Origin of the sequence: Paenibacillus sp. HWE-109, assembly GCF_022163125.1 — a bacterium.
Taxonomy (GTDB): Bacteria; Bacillota; Bacilli; order Paenibacillales; family NBRC-103111; genus Paenibacillus_E.
Genome location: NZ_CP091881.1, coordinates 5,443,452 through 5,463,113, shown reverse-complemented (window position 1 = coordinate 5,463,113; position 19,662 = coordinate 5,443,452). Strand labels below are relative to the sequence as shown.

At 47.4% G+C, this 19,662-nt stretch carries 19 protein-coding genes; 17 read left to right on the top strand and 2 right to left on the bottom strand.

Annotated features, from left to right (window positions below; translation table 11 throughout):
* The first annotated feature begins 103 nt into the window (after positions 1-103).
* The 3 genes from LOZ80_RS23275 (at position 104) to LOZ80_RS23265 (ending at position 2,227) form a co-directional block, all read left to right on the top strand.
* On the top strand, positions 104-214 hold the full coding sequence (locus LOZ80_RS23275) for a heavy metal-binding domain-containing protein (protein WP_238166934.1): 111 nt from the start codon (positions 104-106) through the stop codon (positions 212-214).
* A 29-nt stretch (positions 215-243) separates the two neighbouring features.
* A complete protein-coding gene (locus LOZ80_RS23270; protein WP_238166933.1) occupies positions 244-981 on the top strand; it encodes a M13-type metalloendopeptidase in 738 nt (245 codons plus the stop codon).
* Between the two features lie 97 nt (positions 982-1,078).
* Positions 1,079-2,227 carry a PrsW family intramembrane metalloprotease gene (locus LOZ80_RS23265; RefSeq protein ID WP_238166932.1) on the top strand — a complete coding sequence of 383 codons (1,149 nt, stop codon included), beginning with the start codon at positions 1,079-1,081 and terminating at the stop codon, positions 2,225-2,227.
* Between the two features lie 205 nt (positions 2,228-2,432).
* On the opposite strand, the gene LOZ80_RS23260 is transcribed toward LOZ80_RS23265, so the two are convergent.
* Together LOZ80_RS23260 and LOZ80_RS23255 are read right to left on the bottom strand one after the other, a co-directional pair.
* Positions 2,433-3,401 carry a TIGR03571 family LLM class oxidoreductase gene (locus LOZ80_RS23260; RefSeq protein WP_238166931.1) on the bottom strand — a complete coding sequence of 323 codons (969 nt, stop codon included), beginning with the start codon at positions 3,399-3,401 and terminating at the stop codon, positions 2,433-2,435.
* Positions 3,402-3,419: 18 nt separating this feature from the next.
* Positions 3,420-4,628 carry an MFS transporter gene (locus tag LOZ80_RS23255; protein WP_238166930.1) on the bottom strand — a complete coding sequence of 403 codons (1,209 nt, stop codon included), beginning with the start codon at positions 4,626-4,628 and terminating at the stop codon, positions 3,420-3,422.
* Positions 4,629-4,782: 154 nt separating this feature from the next.
* Here LOZ80_RS23255 and LOZ80_RS23250 point away from each other — a divergent pair, with 154 nt between their 5' ends.
* From LOZ80_RS23250 to nagB, 14 genes are all read left to right on the top strand, one after another.
* Entirely contained in the window at positions 4,783-5,118 is a 336-nt protein-coding gene (locus tag LOZ80_RS23250; protein ID WP_238166929.1) for a winged helix-turn-helix transcriptional regulator, read from the top strand.
* A gap of 105 nt (positions 5,119-5,223) precedes the next feature.
* Positions 5,224-6,237 carry a LacI family DNA-binding transcriptional regulator gene (locus LOZ80_RS23245; RefSeq protein ID WP_238166928.1) on the top strand — a complete coding sequence of 338 codons (1,014 nt, stop codon included), beginning with the start codon at positions 5,224-5,226 and terminating at the stop codon, positions 6,235-6,237.
* 92 nt (positions 6,238-6,329) lie between these two features.
* Positions 6,330-7,364 carry a zinc-dependent alcohol dehydrogenase gene (locus LOZ80_RS23240; protein WP_238166927.1) on the top strand — a complete coding sequence of 345 codons (1,035 nt, stop codon included), beginning with the start codon at positions 6,330-6,332 and terminating at the stop codon, positions 7,362-7,364.
* Between the two features lie 33 nt (positions 7,365-7,397).
* On the top strand, positions 7,398-8,441 hold the full coding sequence (locus LOZ80_RS23235; protein WP_238166926.1) for a zinc-dependent alcohol dehydrogenase: 1,044 nt from the start codon (positions 7,398-7,400) through the stop codon (positions 8,439-8,441).
* Positions 8,442-8,478: 37 nt separating this feature from the next.
* Positions 8,479-9,927: an aldehyde dehydrogenase family protein gene (locus tag LOZ80_RS23230; RefSeq protein WP_238166925.1), complete on the top strand. Its 1,449-nt coding sequence runs from the start codon at positions 8,479-8,481 to the stop codon at positions 9,925-9,927.
* Between the two features lie 19 nt (positions 9,928-9,946).
* Positions 9,947-11,107, top strand: coding sequence for an iron-containing alcohol dehydrogenase (locus LOZ80_RS23225; protein WP_238166924.1), 1,161 nt, complete (start codon positions 9,947-9,949; stop codon positions 11,105-11,107).
* A 103-nt stretch (positions 11,108-11,210) separates the two neighbouring features.
* Positions 11,211-12,068: a transketolase gene (locus LOZ80_RS23220; protein WP_238166923.1), complete on the top strand. Its 858-nt coding sequence runs from the start codon at positions 11,211-11,213 to the stop codon at positions 12,066-12,068.
* A complete protein-coding gene (locus LOZ80_RS23215; protein ID WP_238166922.1) occupies positions 12,065-13,024 on the top strand; it encodes a transketolase family protein in 960 nt (319 codons plus the stop codon). Before LOZ80_RS23220 ends, LOZ80_RS23215 begins: the two co-directional genes overlap by 4 nt.
* Positions 13,025-13,086: 62 nt before the next feature.
* Positions 13,087-14,535, top strand: coding sequence for an aldehyde dehydrogenase family protein (locus tag LOZ80_RS23210; protein WP_238166921.1), 1,449 nt, complete (start codon positions 13,087-13,089; stop codon positions 14,533-14,535).
* A 43-nt stretch (positions 14,536-14,578) separates the two neighbouring features.
* Entirely contained in the window at positions 14,579-15,982 is a 1,404-nt protein-coding gene (locus LOZ80_RS23205) for an NAD-dependent malic enzyme (protein WP_238166920.1), read from the top strand.
* Positions 15,983-16,155: 173 nt separating this feature from the next.
* Positions 16,156-17,121, top strand: coding sequence for a phosphotriesterase family protein (locus LOZ80_RS23200; protein WP_238166919.1), 966 nt, complete (start codon positions 16,156-16,158; stop codon positions 17,119-17,121).
* Positions 17,122-17,142: 21 nt separating this feature from the next.
* Positions 17,143-18,069, top strand: a complete 927-nt coding sequence (locus tag LOZ80_RS23195; RefSeq protein WP_238166918.1) for a phosphoglycerate dehydrogenase — start codon at positions 17,143-17,145, stop codon at positions 18,067-18,069.
* 27 nt (positions 18,070-18,096) lie between these two features.
* A complete protein-coding gene (locus tag LOZ80_RS23190) occupies positions 18,097-18,747 on the top strand; it encodes a bifunctional 2-keto-4-hydroxyglutarate aldolase/2-keto-3-deoxy-6-phosphogluconate aldolase (RefSeq protein ID WP_337950972.1) in 651 nt (216 codons plus the stop codon).
* Between the two features lie 2 nt (positions 18,748-18,749).
* Entirely contained in the window at positions 18,750-19,577 is an 828-nt protein-coding gene (gene nagB, locus LOZ80_RS23185; protein ID WP_238166917.1) for a glucosamine-6-phosphate deaminase, read from the top strand.
* The last annotated feature ends 85 nt before the right edge of the window (positions 19,578-19,662 follow it).

Genomic DNA, 19,662 nt, shown 5'->3' with positions numbered 1-19,662 from the left:
GTAACGGGGTTCAAGGAGGTTGAAGCAAAGTTCAAATTGGATAAATCAGAAATAGGTTTAGAACAACAGGCAACAACTCTATTTGTTTTTAGGAGGAAAACACTTGATTATTACAACAACTGCTATCGTTGAAGGTTCGTTCCCGCAGTATATCGGCGTTGCAACCGGTGAAGTCATCATGGGTTCTAATGTCGGGAGAGATATTCTCATTTAGAGATCTTATCGGAGGGCGTTCGAAAGCGGATGAAAACCAAGCTTAGGAACAGCAGTTATTATCTCAGCAGCCCCTTATTTGAGAATAATCGATTCATACAAGCGATAATAACTAAAAGCAATTTTGCGAAAATCGATCAACCTATTGATCGAGATGAGTGGAGAATGGCCGCAAATGTTGCTAATGCGTCTTATCAACCGCTGACAAACACGATTACGTTCCCTGCGGCGGCCCTTCAAGCGCCATTTTATGATAAGAATCAAAGCGCAAGTCGGAATTATGGTGGTATAGGTACAATTATTGCGCACGAAATCTCACACGCCTTTGATACAAATGGAGCAAAATATGATGAGGTTGGAAATATGGTAAATTGGTGGACAGCAGAAGACCATAAGAAATTTGAAGCAAAAGCAAAGGCTGTTGTTGACCAATACAATAAAGTTGAGTATCTGGGCAAAAAAATCAATGGACAAATGACAGTACCGGAAAATATTGCGGACATTAGTGGACTAAAGGGTGCGCTTGAAGCGACAAAAAAATTATCAGATGCAAATCTTGAAGAGTTCTACAAGTCATGGGCGACCATTTGGAGACAGAAAGCTCGTCCTGAATTGGAAGAGTTACTATTAACAATCGATGCTCATGCACCAAATAAAGTTAGGGTTAATGAAGTTGTTGCTAATACCGATGACTTCTACTCAACATTTCATGTAAAAGAAGGCGATGCTATGTACATAGCCCCAAAGGACAGAATTACTCTTTGGTAAATTGCTATATTAATCATCATGCATGCTCCAGTCGGTTTTCTTCAATAAATCAATCAATCAAACAAAACTTAAAACTTTCGAAGAATGAAGGGAACGAATGGAAATGAACATAAAAACTTCAACACAACCTAGCCAAGCACGGAGGCGGATTCTCTTATCTCTCTTGGCAGCTGCAGCGTGGCTCGTTGGAATCGTCTGGGTCAGTTCACAGATTGGGGTAGGCGGGATATTCGTCGGGCTGCCCGTGTCCGTGCTGGTCACTCTGCCAATGGTGGGCGTGTTCGTATGGCTCGGCCGATGGAAACAAGAACCGGCGCAGCGGCTGCTCCCCGCGTTTGTGTGGGGGGCGGCTGGCGCTACGTTTCTCTCGCTCGTATCCCAAGAAGGCCTTCTGTCCCTCCTGAATGCCAAGGTCGGCACCGACTTCACTTCGTGGTTTCAGCCTCTTGTAATCACCCCGGTCACCGAGGAAGTATTCAAAGGACTCTTCCTGATCTGGCTGCTGATCTACTGCCGCCGGCACATCATTGGGCTGCTTGATGGTGTCATCTATGGTGGATTTGTCGGCGCGGGTTTCGCATTCACCGAGCAGATCCTGTACTTCGGCAAGATAATCACCCAGTTCGCAGGCAGCAATCCGACTGATAGTGGTGCGGCCGGCTTGCTGATCGCCGGTCTCGCTCTCCGAGCGCTGTTTGTGCCATTCATGCATTCATTCCTGGTCGCGATCTTCGGACTCGGGATCGCTGCGGCCGCGGGCCAGCGCCATCGTAGCGCGCAAGTTGGTTTTGCTGGCGTTGGTCTGGTGTTCGCAGTCGCGCTGCACGGGGTGTGGGATTGGGCGGCACTCGCAGGCAAAGACCCGCTTATGCTCTACAAGATTTACGCCGCCGTGATGGTTCCGCTGTTCCTCTCGATGGTGATCCTTGCGCTTGTGCTTCGACGTCGTCAGGGGAGAGCCGTCGTCACCGCGATGCCGATTCTCGCCCGCGATGGGGAGATATTGGCTCATGAAGTTGTGTCACTCTCTTCACTGAAGCAGCGTCGGCAATTGCGCAGGAATACGCGTAGGCGTTATGGCCGACCCGCCGCCCGCGCAATTGGCCGTTACCAGGCAGAAGTGAGTGCGCTCGGGATCATGACCCTGCGCGCTGAGACGACGGGAAACCGTGATGGTCTCGCAGAACAGGCCAACGCTGTCGAAGATGCCAGATCGACGATGCCCGAGAGCGGGCTCAGACGCTGACGCCTAACGCTCACCGAGGTCCGCACACTTGTACCAGTTGTCGCGTGTATGAGTGGTGCAGCCGTCCATGCCATGCGGGTTTCGGCGGTACCGGTACCGCTAAGGATTGGAGGACGTGTCGTTGCGGCAAATGACGTTCAGTTCCCATGCGGTATTGCTTTCAGAACATTACGCGGTTTTAATGAGTTTATAATTTGCACTTTGATCATAAAATATTATTATCGGTCTGATGCGGTGGAAAGTGCGGCAGCACATATTCTCCAAGTTCTTGTATAACCTCGTTTGCGGGACGAAGGCTATCAAATAGGGCAAAGAAAAGATGATTCACACCAATATCCTGGTATGTTTTTAATAATTCAATTAATCGGTTCCGTCCAATTCGAAAACCAAGCCGAATGGGGGAGGCTTCTTCGTCGGGATTCTCCGCTAAATCGAGATGCATGGGCATGGAGAAAGGACGGAATGCATGCTTGTGTTGACGAGCTGCTGAATCTCGCCATGCGGTGATGGCTTCTAGCTGGCGCAGCGGCGTTTGTGGGTAATACATCCATCCATCGCCGTTCAGTCCGAGCCAATTGAGATCCTGCTGTGCAAAGCCAGTCACCATAGTCGGGATTTTCTGTTTCAGTTTTGGGACCAGTGTGGCTTGTTCGATCTTTCCATAGATGGAGTCGATGACAGGATAATGCTCATAGAGCGCCTTTTCGAGATAAGAAAGTGCTTCACGGAACTGTGTACCGCGGCTCGGATGATCGACGCCAAGACCTTTGCAGTCAGCCCTTCTATCTCCGGAGGATATCCCCATAATGAGCCGTTCCGGGAAAAGGGCTTCAATCGTTGCAACCTGCTTGGCCAGTCTCAATGGTTGGTGAAGAGGCAGAACCAGTGCAGATGTTCCAATGGCAATATGTGTTGTCTGACTGAGCAGGTGCGTGCCGTAAATCAGAATATCATAAATTTGGCCGACAGCAGGATCTCCGAAATTGGGATCCTCCAAGATAACATCTCTGAGCCATAGTGTAGTAAATCCGTAAGCTTCAGCTGCCTGAGCCATTTCGACTTGTTGAGCCATTGTTGGTCTATTCATTTGATAATTTTCTAATGGAATATGGAGACCAAGCGTTAATTCGCCTTCTCTATACATTCGTTGATAGGTATGATGATGATCAAACATGCGAATTACCCCCTTAGCTTATTTGCGTTCAAGTTTGGCAGAAATGCCGCTGAGTATGATGGCAATGACAACCATGAGAGCACCAATCCAAGGGGTATGAATAAGTCCAAGAGAGTCGATAACAACCGCGCCGATGATTGAACCAACCGCAATACCGACATTGAAAGCCGCAATATTGAGTGCGGAAGCTACATCGACTGCTGAAGGCACGTACTTCTCAGCGAGTTGAACGACGTACAGCTGAAGACCAGGCACATTCATGAAGGCTAGCAAGCCCATTAATAAGACGCCAATTACGCCAGCGATTTTAAATGGAACAAGGAATGTCAACAGAACGAGAACGGCCGCTTGAATAATAAACATCCAGAATAGCGCGCGAATCGGGTTTTTGTTGGCTAATTTACCTCCAACGGAATTACCAAACGCCACCGTAATACCATATGCGATCAATAGGATGTTAATAAATCCTTGGCTTAAGCCAGTCACATCGTGCAGCAGCGGTGTTAAATAAGTGAAGGCAACAAATGTTCCGCCGTAACCGAATGCTGTGATCAGAAAGCCGAGCAGCAGGCGACCATTTGTAAGAAGTTTGATCATATCCGATATTTTGGCAGGAGGAGATTGCTTCAAATTTTTGGGAATGAGTGCGGAGCTGGAAATGATTGCAATAACACCCAGCAAGGCAACTCCCCAGAACGTAGCTCTCCAGCCAAATGCCTGGCCGATAAATGTTCCGAGAGGAACACCAGTAACAATAGCGATAGTTAAACCTGTGAACATGAGGGCAATGGCACTGGCCTTCTTCTCAGGAGATACTAGCTGCACTGCGATGGTTGCTCCAATGGAGAAGAAGACACCATGCGAGAAGGCAGTGATGAAACGTGCTATAAGAAGTATTTCAAATGAAGGGGAGAGAGCGGCGACAGCATTTCCGATGATGAAGACAACCATCAGCAGCATGAGCAGTGACTTGCGGCTCATGCGATTTGTGAGAGCGGTTAGGATAGGAGCTCCGACTGCGACCCCGATGGCGTAGCCCGAGATAAGCAGACCAGCCAGTGTGATACCGATGTTTAAATCATCAGCGATGGAAGCAAGCAAACCTACGGGAACAAACTCTGTTGTTCCGATTCCGAATGCGCTGATCGCTAGGGCAAGAAGAGCCCACGTTCCTGACTTTGGCGCGACTTTATGGTTAGACGCTGATTGTGCAATAGATTGGCTCATAATAACCTCCTAATAGTGTATATTTAATAGAAGCAAGCTTTACTTCCTGTTCACGAGTGTTATTATATAACCATGAAGCACTTATTGATAAGTACGCACTTTTAAGGTATATAGGCACTTAAAAGTACTCTAAATGGAATAGGGAGGTGCTCTAATGGTATATAATATTCCCGTTGAAGCAACACTTGATGTTATCGGCGGTAAATGGAAAGTGGTTATCATGTGTCATTTAATCAAGGGAGAGAAACGTACTAGCGAGCTGAAAAAATTGATGTGTGGCATTACGCAAAAGATGCTTACCCAACAATTGCGTGAACTGGAACAGGACGGCGTTTTGCAACGAACAATTTATAACCAGATACCGCCCAAAGTGGTGTACTCTCTAACAGAATATGGATGGTCGCTTAGACCCATTCTCGATGCGATGTGTGCATGGGGGGAACTGCATGTTGAGCTAACTCAGAGTAGGAATGTACTCGTCGAGAAATGATGAAAGAAGTCTCTAGACAAATAAAAATATCTGTGATATCGTAATATCTAATCGATTAGATGAAAAGAATTAGAGCATTTTGATCATGGATGGTGGTGTTGAACGATGACGACAATTAAAGATATCGCTCACAAGTCAGGTGTTTCGGTTGCCACCGTATCCTACGTTCTCAATAATACGCGTTGGGTTCATGAAGAGAAACGCAAACGTGTTTTGGAAGCGATTTCTGAATTGAACTATGTGCCCAATGCGGTAGCCAGAGGTTTGCGGGTACAGAAGAGCAAGGCGATCAGTTTTGTTGTTTCGGATATTACGAACCCGTTCTATCCCGATTTGGCCAAGGCATGCGAGGATGTGGCTCAAACCAAAGGTTTCACCATCAATATTTTGAATACAGATGATAAACCTGACCGAACACAACTTGCGCTTAACCAAGTAAGAGAAGGGAAAGTGGATGGGATAATCGTCACTTCCGCTTTGGAACAGGATAGAGAACATTTTCTGAAATTTATGGAGCAAGGTTATGTGCTTGTGCTCGCAAACCGCTTTATAAAGGGGCTTCAAGTGGACTCCGTTGTGGCGGATAATTTCAATGGTGCTGTCATGGCTACAAATCATCTAAACCAGCTTGGACACCAAAAGATTGCTTTCATGCCCGGTATTACCGGATCTTCCATTACGGAGAGCAGAATGAATGGCTATGTGAAAGCGATGGCAGATGCTGGGTTAACGATCTATCCGGAATGGTTGACTTCGGGAGGGGCAAGATATTCAGGAAGCTACGATACAACGAAATTTCTACTAGGCCTTCCCGAAGAGAAGAGACCCACGGCTATCCTTAGCTTGACTGACATTGGTGCGCTGGGTGTGCTGGATGCAGCAACTGATCTTGGTGTATCAGTCCCGGGAGATTTGGCGGTTATTGGATTTGATGATTTGTTTATATCCGGGACACGCAGTATTCAATTAACGACAGTTAGTATTCCCAGGTACGAAATGGGGAACATGGCTACTACTTTGCTTTTGGATAGATTGGAAAAGACGGCAAAGCCAGAATTTCAGGAAATAGTGCTTCCTGTACAATTAATTGTTCGTAAAACCTGCGGTAAACAGAAATAAAAGGCATGTATGAAGGTTGTAACCAACTTCATGCACTTTATTTCAGTAATATCTAATCGATTAGATGATGAATATTTTTAGTGGAGGGCAATATGAAAGCGATAGTGAAAGAAAAATCGGGCTACGGAAATGTCGCGTTACTGAATGTTCAAGAACCTGTTTGTGATTCTGACTCTGTAAAAATTGAAATTAAGTACACGGGTATTTGCGGTACAGACTTGCATATTTATCACGACACTTATAAAAGCAATCCGCCTGTCATACTAGGCCATGAGTTCTCGGGAATCATTACGGAAGTAGGTAAAAACGTACAGCGTTTTCAGCTTGGCGATAAAGTGACAGCGCTTCCTTCGACGGCTGTAACCTGTGGAACCTGTATACATTGCCGGACTGGAAACTATATGTTTTGCTCGAAACGAAAATCCCTGGGATCAGGTGTAGATGGGGCTTTTACGAAATATGTGGTGGTTCGTGAAGATATGGTTTATCGAATTCCGGATCATATCTCGCTTGAGGAGGCCGCTTTAACCGAACCGCTGGCTTGTGCAGTCAAAGCAATTGAAGAATTAACGCCTATCCATGTAGGAGATTCCGTTTTGCTCTCAGGTCCTGGTCCTATTGGTCTGATCTGTTTAGCTTTGCTCGTTATGAAAGGGTGCAAGGTCATCGTGGCAGGGACGACCGCAGATGCTTCAAGACTTGAAATTGCCAAGGAACTTGGAGCTGACGTCATTGTCAATGTTAGCGAAGAAAACCTGCACGAAGTGATTGCAAGAGAAACGGAGTCCCAAGGGGTTGATGTTGCGGTGGAGTGTGCGGGAGCAGGGCCATCCGTATCAAGCTGTTTGCGGGCACTTAAGAAAAGAGGCGCCTACATTCAAGTTGGGATTGTGGGGAAAGAGATCACCATTGATTATGACACCATTCTGTTTAAACAACTACAATTAGTTGCTTCTTATGCGCATTCTATCGAAACATGGGAGCGTGTAATGAACATATGGAAACAAAACAAAATACGTTTGCAGCCGATCATTACGCATAAGCTTGCTTTAAGTCAGTGGAAGGAGGCGTTTGAAATCTGCGAGCAGAAAATCGGTGGAAAAGTGCTTTTATCATACGATGAATAATCATAAAAAATGGCAGGGAAGGGAGCAAATAAAATGAAAAGTTTGATTGTTGACAATAGTGGAACACTATCCGTTCGTGACATTGCTAAGCCCACATACGGTGAGTATCAAGCGTTGGTCAAAATGGTAAGTTGCGGAATTTGCCGCGGAACCGATATGAAGCTGATTTCCAGGGAATTTAAAGGCTTTGACACGTATCCTGCAGCTCTTGGACATGAGGGGGTTGGTCGTGTAGTGGAGAAGGGAGCGCAAGCTCGGCATCTGAATGTCGGCGATCTGGTTATCCTGCCCTTCTTGGAAGGTGAGATCGACGGAGTTTATTCCGGGTGGGGGGCTTTTTCCGAATACGCAGTCGTAGCGGATAGCAAGTCTTTGCTTGAGGATGGCAAAGGTCCAGGAGCTCCCGAGTTCTCCGAAGCCTACTATGCCCAGCAGGTACTTCCGAACGATATCGATATCGTGGCTGCGCCAATGATCGTGACATTCCGTGAAGTGTTAGGAGCTTGTAAGCGCTTTAACTTCCGACCTAATGCAAGTGTTGTTGTTTTTGGCGCAGGGCCCGTCGGATTGACCTTTATGAAGTTCGCTAAACTGCTCGGCATGGGGCCGGTGATTGCTTTGGTGACTAGCGACGCAAGGATAGATGAAGCTCTTGAGGCTGGAGCCGATTATGCTTTCAACAGCAAGAAGTGTGATCTGGTTGCCGAGGTAAGGAATGTTTGCAAGGATGGCGTGGATTTCGCCGTAGATGCCGTCGGTAAAAATGAAATTATTAATCAAAGCATGGAATTGCTAGCACCATACGGACATATTTGCGTCTACGGCATCTCACCCGAAACCGACATGCGATTAGATTGGAGCAAAGCGCCCTATAACTGGCATTTGGATTTCAATCAATGGCCATCGAAGCTGGATGAATCGGAAAGCCATCTGCAGGTGATGAACTGGATTGAATCTGGCGTTCTGAAGCCGGAAACATTCGTCTCGCATGTGTTTGGCTTCGATCGGATACTGGAAGCATTCGAGGTGATTAGCCAAAACAGCGGCTTGAAGAAAACCATTATTACATTTGAGTGATTAGGCGGGTTGATTAAACAATAAGGAGAGTTGAACGATGGACATGTATACGAATGGAAAATGGAGAGCTAGCAGAGATGGGAAAACGGTTGAGGTCTGCAATCCGACCACGAAACAAGTTATTGATACTGTACCTTTTGCAACAAGTGAAGATGTTCAAGATGCTCTGGAGGCAGCACAGTCGGCCAAAAAAGGATGGGCGCGCACACCGCTCTGGAAAAGGGGAGAGACGATGCTTCGTTTTTCGGAACTCATCCTTCAACATAAAGAAAGATTGTCTTCTTTGTTGAGCCAAGAGGTAGGCAAGCCTATCGGCCAATCGGAAAGCGAGATTGAAACAGTAGCACGACTATTCAATTCATTTGTCGGGCAAGCCAAAACGATGTACGGCCTGAATATCCCGCTTGATCAGCAAGCTGGCGTAGAAAATGATATCTATCTGACACGTAAAGAGCCGCTTGGCGTCATTGTCGGAGTAGTTCCCTTCAACTTTCCTGCGGAGTTGTTTTCCCAAAAGGTCGCTCCTGCCATCGTGACTGGCAATGTTGTCATTATCAAACCAGCGAATGTTGCGCCTCTTACCATTCTGGAGATGACCAAACTGCTGTATGAAGCGGGCTTACCGGATAATGTGCTACAAATCATCACGGGCGCGGGCAAAGTAGTTGGAGAAATGCTGACGCAAAGTCCTTTGGTCAATGCGATTAGCTTAACGGGGAGTACAGAAACAGGGATCAGAACCGCTATGAATGCTGCCAAAAACTTGAGTCGGTTGAAGCTTGAACTTGGCGGGAATGATCCGCTGATAGTATTCGAGGATGCGGATCTTGAACTGGCTGTGGAGCAGACGGTTTTCGGCAGAACATTAATGAATGGCCAGACTTGTTGTGCGAATAAGCGCATGATTGTTCATCGTTCAAAGGTTAATGACTTCACGGATCTTTTAACGGAGCGCTTGAAGCGAATTCAGGTTGGCGACCCGCTAAATCGTGGCATAGGCATGGGACCATTGATTGATGAAGAAGCGCTGCGAACCGTTCATAGCCAGGTGCAAACAACGATTGGTCAAGGCGCCAAAGTAGTTCTAGGCGCAGAGATTGTGGACAATACATGGTATTTGCCGACTGTATTAACGAATGTCGGGCCAACTTTCGAAGTGGCGCGTGATTTGGAAATTTTCGGTCCTGTGTTTCCTGTCATTTCTTTTAACACGGACGAAGAGGCTATTGAGATTGCCAATAGCTCCATTTACGGTTTGAATGCTTCCGTGTTCACAAGAGATATAAATCGCGCGATGAGTGTGTCTTATCAAATCGAATCGGGGATCGTAGCAGTAAATAATACAGGTACCTATCGACCAGATGCAGCTTTCTTCGGAGGGTATAAGATGAGCGGCCTCGGCAGAGAAGGACTCATTGGGGCATTGGAAGAAGTAACGCAAACCAAGAGTGTGGCCATTAGAAATTGCCTGAAATTTTATGAATAATGGAAATGGAGGAATCTCTTTGTTTACATGTTTCTTGCCCAAGGTGGAATTCGGCGCCGGCAAAGTAAATCATATTGCAGATTATGTGCAGGGAATGGGAACGAAGGCGGCAATCGCCATTGATCCTTATATGAATTCTATTGGCTTAGGGGATCAAATCGCAGCTCAATTGAAAAAGGTGTTTATTGAGAGCGTCATATTCGCTGATATTGAACCGAATCCCAGTTGCTTTAAAGTGGACGAAATGGCTCAGAAAGCTAAGGCTGAACGGTGTGATTTCGTAATCGCGATAGGCGGCGGAAGCGCAATCGATTTTGGAAAAGGATTGGCTGTCATGGTTAATGGTCAAGGATCTTCCTGGGAGTATACAGAACGCAACGACCATGACGTCCTGCGGCCTGGAAGTAATACGCTGCCGCTTGTTGCGATCCCGACTACTTCGGGAACAGGTTCGGAATCTACGCCTTTCTCTGTTTTGAATAACCCTGTATTGAAAGAGAAAAGCACGATTGTCAATGAGCGGATATTCCCGAGGCTTGCGATAGTGGATCCGGAATTGATGGTATCCATGCCTTCCAAAATTACCGCATCGACAGGATTTGATGCTTTTGCCCATGCGCTTGAATCTTTCATCAGCTTAAAGGCGAATCCCTATACGACAATGGTGAGCAGGGAAGCTATGAGCATTGTTGTTAGAAATCTTCCTGAGGCTGTGGCGAATGGTGGCAATGTGAAAGCCAGAGAGAGTCTGGCTTGGGCAAGTACGCTTGCCGGTTCTGCCATCGCTCATATTGGCGTGACTTTGCCGCATTCCTTAGCTCAGCCCGTGGGCGGCATGTTTGGGGTCCCGCATGGTGACAGCATCGCCGCATGTATGGTCAATGTGCTGGAAGTAAGCTGGCAGTCTGATTTGGAGAAATTCGCTGCTATTTCTACGCTTATGGACCCTTCAATAAGCTCGTTATCGCTGCGACAAAGAGCCGAGAAATGTCCAGATTTAGTGAGCAAATTGTTGTCGGATATCAATCTCCATGTCAAATTCTCAACCTTCGGCATGACGGAGAATGATATTGATAAAGCAACTTCGATCGCTCTGACAGGCTATTATTTCGATATTGAATGTCATCCCAAGAAAGTGACCAGAGAAGAGATTCGTCAAATTTATAAAGCTTGTTTATAAGTATGAAGACAGGGGGTGTAAGAAGTTCAAATGATAATCCCCTTTTTTTAATCACATATCTAATCGATTAGATGACGTGAAAACCTATAGAGGAGTGAAGAGAATGGAACATCTGACAAATGAAAATGTAGAGAAATTGAAGGTGCTCGCAGCAGAAATCCGCAGAAATGTGGTCAAGACGGTATATCACGCGGGAGCGGGGCACTTGGGCGGCCCTATGTCGGCTATTGACATCTTAACGGCGTTATACTTCGAAGTCATGACGATTGATCATGACAATCCAGCTTGGGAAGAAAGAGACCGGTTTGTATTATCCAAGGGGCATTCAGCGATAGCCTTATACAGCACACTAGCAGAAAGAGGCTACTTTCCAAAAGAGGAGCTTCATACGTTCGATGAAATCGATTCACGTTTGCAGGCGCACCCGGACATGAATTTGCTGCCAGGTCTGGATATGTCAACTGGCTCGCTGGGTCAGGGCATTTCAGCAGCTGTCGGCATGGCGCTTGGAGCCAAGCTTAAACAGCAGTCATTTCGCACCTATTGCATGATTGGCGACGGTGAATCCCAAGAGGGCCAAGTCTGGGAAGCCGCGGACATTGCCGTGAAGTATAACCTCGACAATTTAACGGTAATCCTGGATTATAACCATTTACAGCAATATGGATGGAAGGGGACGGAAGGAAGAACGAGGGAAATCCCTGTCTTCAGCCCAAGTTCCCGCTGGGGAGCGTTTGGCTTCCATGTTATTTCGATCGATGGACATGATTTCAAACAGATCGTCAAAGCCCTTCGTGACGCACAGCGAATTTCTGGAAAGCCAACGATTATTGTGGCGCATACCGTCAAAGGCAAGGGCGTTAACTATATGGAGAACAATTATTTGTGGCATTCCAAGATACCTACCGATCAGGAGCTGGCTCTTGCTTTAACTGAACTTCAAGGAGGCAACGTACAATGAGTCAAATGACAACTTCCCCTCAATTCGTTTCCATGCGCGACGTATTCGGCGACAAATTGCTCGAATTATCGAAGCGGGATCCGCGAGTATTCGCTTTGGATGGTGACTTAGCCAACTCAACCAAGCTGGATAAAGTGGCAGAAAATAATGAAAGCAAATTTCTGCAAATGGGCATTGCCGAGCAAAACATGCTGGGTGTCGCTGCAGGCTTGGCGTCCGTAGGGCTGCAGCCGTGGGTATGCTCGTTTGCAGCGTTTATCGTCAAACGCGCCTTTGATCAAATTGTGGTAAGCATTGCGCAGCCAAAGATGAATGTGAAGATGATTGGGGCCTATAGCGGTCTTCTGAATGGCTGTACAGGAAAGACTCACCAATCGCTCGAAGACTTGGCAATTATGCGTACACAACCTGGGATGGTCGTATTGGCGCCAGCCGATTCCGTCGAACTGCGGCAAATGATGGAATATGCCAATCAGTATGACGGCCCCGTCTATATTCGAGTGGCTCGCGATTCGTATCCCGATCTGTTTGATGAGCAAAGCTACCGATTTCAAGTTGGGAAAGGGGTTACCTTGGTTTCTGGAACGGACGTTACGATTATTTCGACCGGAACACAAACCAGTCGCTGCCTGGAAGCTGTTGAACTATTGAAGCAGGAGGGGATTTCAGCTGAGCTGCTTCACTTGCCATCCGTGAAACCATTAGATGCCGAAGCGATTATCGCCTCCGCAAGGAAAACCGGGGTCGTTGTGACTGCTGAAGAGCATAGTATTTATGGCGGATTAAGCAGCAGCGTGGCAGAGGTATTGGTGGAAAACTTCCCTGTTCCCATGGAGAGGATCGGCGTACAGGATAGAAATTCAGAATCGGGTTCCAACAGCGCATTGCTGAATAAGTACGGTCTGACTGCTGAACATGTGGCGGAGAAGGCAAGGAAAGTGATAGCAAGGAAGTGACAGCAAGTAAGAAGATGACCTAATAGATGCCAAGATGACTACAAAGGAATGGAGTGAAAACCATGTCTGGTAAAGTGATGCATGCAGGTTCAATCATTGATGGACAGGAGCTTAAAGGCGGCAGCCGTCAGACGAAGGAAGTTCGAAATCCCTATGACGGCGAAGTTGTGGGGAAAATCGATTACGTGGAAGATGGCGATCTGGACCGCGCGATTGCAACCGCTGAACGCGTATTTCATGAGACTATGCGCCATATCCCAGCCTATCAGCGCTCTGCCATTTTGCGCAAGACCGCTGATTTATTAGAGGCGCGAAGCGAAGAATTTGCTATAACGCTAGTGCTTGAAGCGGGTAAACCGATTCGTGATGCGCGGGGGGAAGTCGGCCGCGCGGTGCAGGTCCTTCGATTTGCTTCGGATGAGGCCAAAGCGCTGGGTGGCGAGCTCGTACCGATGGATGCTGCTGTCGGGGGGGAAAACCGGATCGGGATGGTACGACGTTATCCGTTGGGGGTTGTGGCTGCCATTACCCCATTCAATTTTCCATTGAATCTGGTCCTTCATAAGCTGGCACCGGCCTTTGCAGCAGGCAATACCGTTGTTCTAAAACCTGCGGATAAGACGCCATTGTCATCCATTGCGTTGGCACGCTTGTTCGAAGAAGCAGGACTGCCCACAGGGGCGCTGAATGTCGTACTTGGTAGAGGCTCGGCAATCGGGGAGCCGCTCGTTACGGATCCTCGTGTTGCCAAGGTGTCCTTTACAGGCAGCGTTCCGATCGGACTTCAGATTCAGAAATGGGCAGGGCTCAAAAAATTGACCCTCGAGCTCGGCTCGAACTCCCCGAACCTTATCTTCGACGATGCTGATCTGAATGCAGCCATTGCAGGCTTGGTAAGGGGAGCGTTCGCTTTCTCCGGGCAGGCATGCATCTCGGTGCAAAGGATCTACGTTCAATCTACTGTCTACAATGATTTCTTGGTTAACTACGTGAAACGAGTTAAACAATTACAAGTTGGAGACCCCATGTTAGAGTCGACTGATATTGGGCCGATGATCAGCGAGGACGAAGCGAAGCGCGCAGAGGCTTGGGTGAAGGAAGCTGAACGCGAGGGGGCGGCTGTTCTAACGGGCGGGAGACGAAACGGGACGGTTATGGAGGCTACGGTATTGGCTAACGTTACAGCGAGCATGAAAGTCGTCTGTCAGGAGGTCTTTGCGCCAATCGTGTCCATCATTCCATTCGATACGGAAGAGGAGGCGATCCGCATGGCGAATGATTCGGATTTCGGCCTTCAGGCCGGCGTATTTACGAATAATATAAACCGCGCCTTGCGCTTGGCTGATCAGTTAGTTACCGGGGGCGTCTGGATTAATGAGATTTCCACGTATCGACAAGATAACCATCCTTACGGTGGCGTTAAATTAAGCGGTATTGGCAAGGAAGGCGTCAAATATGCGATTCAAGATATGATGGAAAGCAAATTTATCGGGATTCATATACGATCATGACGCTCCATATAGAACGGGTTGAATATAAGGGGGAGTAGCTTAGGTGGCGTACAACAGTATAATCCTTCGTTTGGAGCTGAACCATGAGCTGAATCATTTTGGTGAGGTCGCGACCGCGATCAGTAAGGCAGGGGGCGATATGACATCGATCGATGTGATCCGGACGACCCCCGAAAGCTCGATTCGCGACATTACGGTTCAGGTATCGGATCAAGGGGAATCACGCGTCTCTGAATTTCTGAAAGAATTGGCTGGCGTTAAAATTATCAATATGTCCGACCGAACATTCCTGGCTCACTTGGGTGGGAAAATATCGATTCATCCGAATATGCCGATCAAGAACAGGGACGATTTATCAAGAGTCTATACTCCGGGTGTGGCGAGGGTGTGCAAGGCTATCCATGAAGATCCCCGCAAAGCTTATTCACTTACCATCAAACGAAATACGGTAGCCGTTGTTACGGATGGAACAGCTGTATTAGGCCTAGGAGATATCGGTCCACAAGCTTCCGCGCCGGTTATGGAAGGAAAGGCTATGCTGTTCAAGCAGTTGGCGGATGTTGATGCGTTCCCAATCTGTCTAGACACCAAGGATACGGAAGAAATCATTCGTACGATCGTCACGATTAGCCCGATCTTTGGCGGTATTAATTTGGAGGATATCAGTTCTCCCCGCTGCTTTGAAATTGAAGCCAGATTGGCCGAGCAGTTGACTATTCCTGTCTTTCATGACGACCAACATGGCACAGCCATTGTTGTCCTCGCGGGATTGTTGAACGCACTCAAGCTCGTTGGGAAACGAATCAACCAGATTCGGGTTGTGGTCAATGGTATCGGTGCCGCGGGTGTTGCTATCTGTAAAATGCTGCTGTCCGCAGGTGTCACGCAGTTGGTTCCTGTTGATCGGGAGGGGGCTATTGTTCGTGGCGAACAGTATTCACAGCCGATGTGGCAATGGCTCGCTGATCAACCACAGGTGGAGGATCAGCCTGGCAGCTTGAAAGAAATGATTCGCGGAGCGGACGTATTCATCGGGGTATCAAGAGGCGGGCTGCTTCATGCGGAGGATATGCAGCAAATGGCGGTGGATAATATTGTATTTGCCATGGCCAATCCTGATCCGGAAATCGATCCGCTGGAAGCGGGGCCCTATGTTCGGGTGCTCGCGACCGGTCGAAGTGATTACCCGAATCAAATCAACAATGTGCTTGTCTTCCCAGGCATTTTCCGAGGCGCTTTGGACTGCAGGGCCCATCAAATCAATGAGCCGATGAAGCTGGCGGCAGCTCGTGCGATTGCCGCTGTCGTTTCGGAGAGGGAATTGAACGAACTCTATATCATTCCAAGTATTTTTAATGAGCAGATTGTAGCCAAAGTCAGACACGCAGTTATAGAAGCGGCTATTCTTACGGGAATGGCAAGACGTATACCGCCTGACTTTCGCTAGATATCGGCATGCCAGACAGTGAGAAGAGGCAGATCTACGCAGATCGAAGATCTGCCTTTACTTGTAAATATAAAATAAAATTTTATTTTATATTTACAAGTAAAGTATTTAATTCTATAATGAAATCGTGATGGAGCTCATCATTTACGATAAGGATTAAGCGTTTACAGGGGGTGACCGCTACGGGAATTATTCGCACCGTTTTAGGGGATATCCCTAACGAACAACTAGGATTCTGTCATAGCCACGAACATCTCTTCATTGCGGAAGGAACGCCTTCAAGGCTAAATCCCGTTCTGCAAATTGACGATTTTGGCCAGACGAAGGACGAATTAATGGTATTCAAGAGCCTGGGTGGCGAAGCCATTGTGGATGCCCAGCCTATCGGGTGCGGCCGGATGGCAGATATGTTGACTGAGGTATCCAAGCAGACAGGCATTCATATCATAGCCTCTACCGGTTTCCACAAGAGAAGCTTTTATTCCGACAATCATTGGCTGTTTCGCGGGGATGCCGAGCGCTTGGCGAATACCTTTATTGCTGAGATTGAAGATGGCATGTATGTCCATGCAGATAATCAGGATCCGCGGTTCCAAATTACCGCCAAAGCTGGACTAATCAAAACGGCAATTGAGGAGGACTCTCCGGGTTCAACTTGTATCAACCTGTTGAATGCCGCAGCCATGGCCTCCCTCGCTACAGGGATTCCCGTCATGTGCCATACGGAAACCCATCGCCAAGGGATGGTTGTGGCCGAACACTTGATGAAACGTGGTGTTGTTCCCAAGAATCTGATCATCTGTCATTTGGATAGAACACTAGGCGATTACAGCGTTCATCAGCAGCTTGCACAAATTGGTGTTTATCTGGAGTACGATACAATCGGCAGATTTAAATATCACAGCGATGAGGAAGAAGCGGATCTGATCGTGCAGATGCTGGAATGGGGCTATGGGGAATCCCTTCTCCTGGGATTGGATACGACTCGGGCTAGACTGAAGAGTTACGGTGGCGAGATCGGATTGGATCATATGAAGATCAATTTTATCCCTCTATTGCGTCAACGCGGTGTTTCGGAGTCTGCGATTGCTGATTTGATGATTCATAATCCTGCCCATGCTTTCAAACGAAAAAAATGACAGCCAGAGAGGTGAAAACAAGTGACTTATAAAGTAATGGTAACCCCTCGTTCCTTTGGTAAGGGAAACTCTCAACCGATCGACATGTTAAGGGAGTATGGCTGCGAACTTATTCTTAATCCGTACGGCCGCATAATGAATAAACAGGAAATGCTTGCTTTGATCAAGGAGGTAGATGCCATAATCGTTGGGGTCGATCCCATTGATCAAGAAGTGCTTGAGCATGCGTCTAAATTAAAGGTCATTTCCAAATACGGTGTCGGTACCGACAATATTGACCTGAATTATGCGCGGGAGAAAGGGATTCCCGTAACGGTGACTGCTGGAGCTAATAAGGATGCCGTTGCTGATTATACGATAGCTCTTATGCTCGCTGCTGCCAGAAGAATGCTTCCGATTGATAAAGCTTGCAGGCAATTGAATTGGAATAAGATCACTTCGGTTGATGTATGGGGCAAAACGTTGGGTCTCGTTGGTCTTGGAGCCATTGGCAAAGGCGTTGCCGCAAGGGCGCGGGGGTTTAATATGAACATCCTTGCTTATGATTTGATCCAAGATGAAGCCTACGCGGCTGAACATCAGATCGATTATGTAGGTTTAAATGAGCTTCTGAGCACCGCTGACTTTATCAGCTTGCATCTGCCTTTAACGGAACAAACGCATCATTTGATAGGCGCGAAGGAGCTCGCAAGCATGAAAGAAACCGCTGTCATCGTGAACACGGCCAGGGGTGGGCTTATCGATGAACAGGCGCTTCTTGCGGCTTTGCAGGAAAACCGGATATGGGGAGCCGGAATGGATGTATTCGAACAGGAACCCCCGCAAGATAAAGGTTTTCTGGAACTGGATAACCTAATTATCGGATCGCATTGTGCCGCTTCAACGTATCAAGCGATCGAGAACATGGGCGTCATGGCTGCGGCGAATGTCCTTGCGTATTTGAGGTAATGATTAAAGAACAAGGGGAAATGATAAATGGCCATGAATAAGCTGCGAGTGATAAGCAGATTGTGTGAGGATGGCATTGTCGCCGTTATCCGCGCTGACAATAGTGAACAAGCAATCAAGATCGCTGAAGCGTGTCTGCGCGGAGGTATTTCCAGTTTGGAAATAACATTCACGATACCGTTTGCACATCAAGTGATCGAGAAATTATCGCATCATTTCTCGCCTGGAGAAGTTACGATTGGTGCAGGGACAGTACTCGATACGGAAACTGCTCGTATCGCGATTCTATCGGGCGCGCAATTTGTTGTTAGTCCGTTTGTTAACACAGAAGTGATTCGCTTATGCAACCGCTATGGTATTCCCTGTATGCCGGGAGCCATGACCGTCAAAGAGGCGATTGAAGGGATGGAAGCGGGCGCAGATATCATCAAATTGTTCCCAGGTGAGACGTATGGCCCATCCATGATCCGCTCCCTGAAAGGACCGCTGCCTCAGGTGAATCTGATGCCTACTGGCGGTGTAAATCTGACTACCATCACAGATTGGTTCGAAGCGGGCGCCGTTGCTGTAGGTGTCGGTGGTTCTTTGATTAGCTCTGCCAGTCAAGGGGATTATGCCTCCATTACCGAGAAGAGCAGACAGCTCGTGGATAAAGTGAAAGCCTTCCGAGGGGGGTAACGATGATGAGAATCGCTGTTTTTGGCGATCCGCAGCAAGCTGATCGCATTGGCGCGGAAGTCCTGGAAAGGGTTGTTCTGGACAAAGCCCATCCCAAGCTTGGCCTTGCCACGGGTTCATCGCCTGTAGGGATTTACCAAGAGTTGGTTGAAAGACTCAAACTCAGACCGGTTAGCTTTAAACATGCATCTACCTATAATCTAGACGAGTATGTCGGTTTGTCAGTTGATCATCCGCAAAGTTATTCGGCCTATATGCGAGAACACCTATTCCAGCATCTGGATATGCTTCCTAGTCATTGCCATATTCCAAATGGAATGGCCCCTTCGCTTGAAGCGGAAATCATTCGCTATGAAAGGCTGCTGAGGGAAGCCGGGGCGCTCGATGTCCAACTGCTGGGTATTGGGTTAAACGGACATATTGGTTTCAACGAACCGGGACAGCATCTTTCCAGTGAGACGCATATTGTGGCGTTAACGGAGGACACTCGAAGTGCTAACGCTAAATATTTTTCTGCTGAAGAACCTATTCCTAGCCATGCTATCACCATGGGAGTGGGGCCAATTATGAAGGCAGAATGCGTGCTGTTTATCGCGCATGGCGAGTCAAAAAGCAGCATTATTCAAGCAGCATTTACGGGACCCGTTACGACAAGTTGCCCGGCATCCTTCCTTCAATTACATTCGAATGTGATTGTGTTGTTGGATGAAGAAGCGGCAGATGGCCTGCTGAATGGCGGCAAACCGCGATATCGGATGATAGGGAATAAACGAATAGAATTTCTTTATGATCCGAAAATAGAGGAAATAATCGGTGAAAAGGGATTGTAATTCATTTTTGTAAACCCTTTATCGAATAAAATTTTATTTTTGTATTGACAGTGAAAAATAATATTCTATAATAAGAGTATAAATC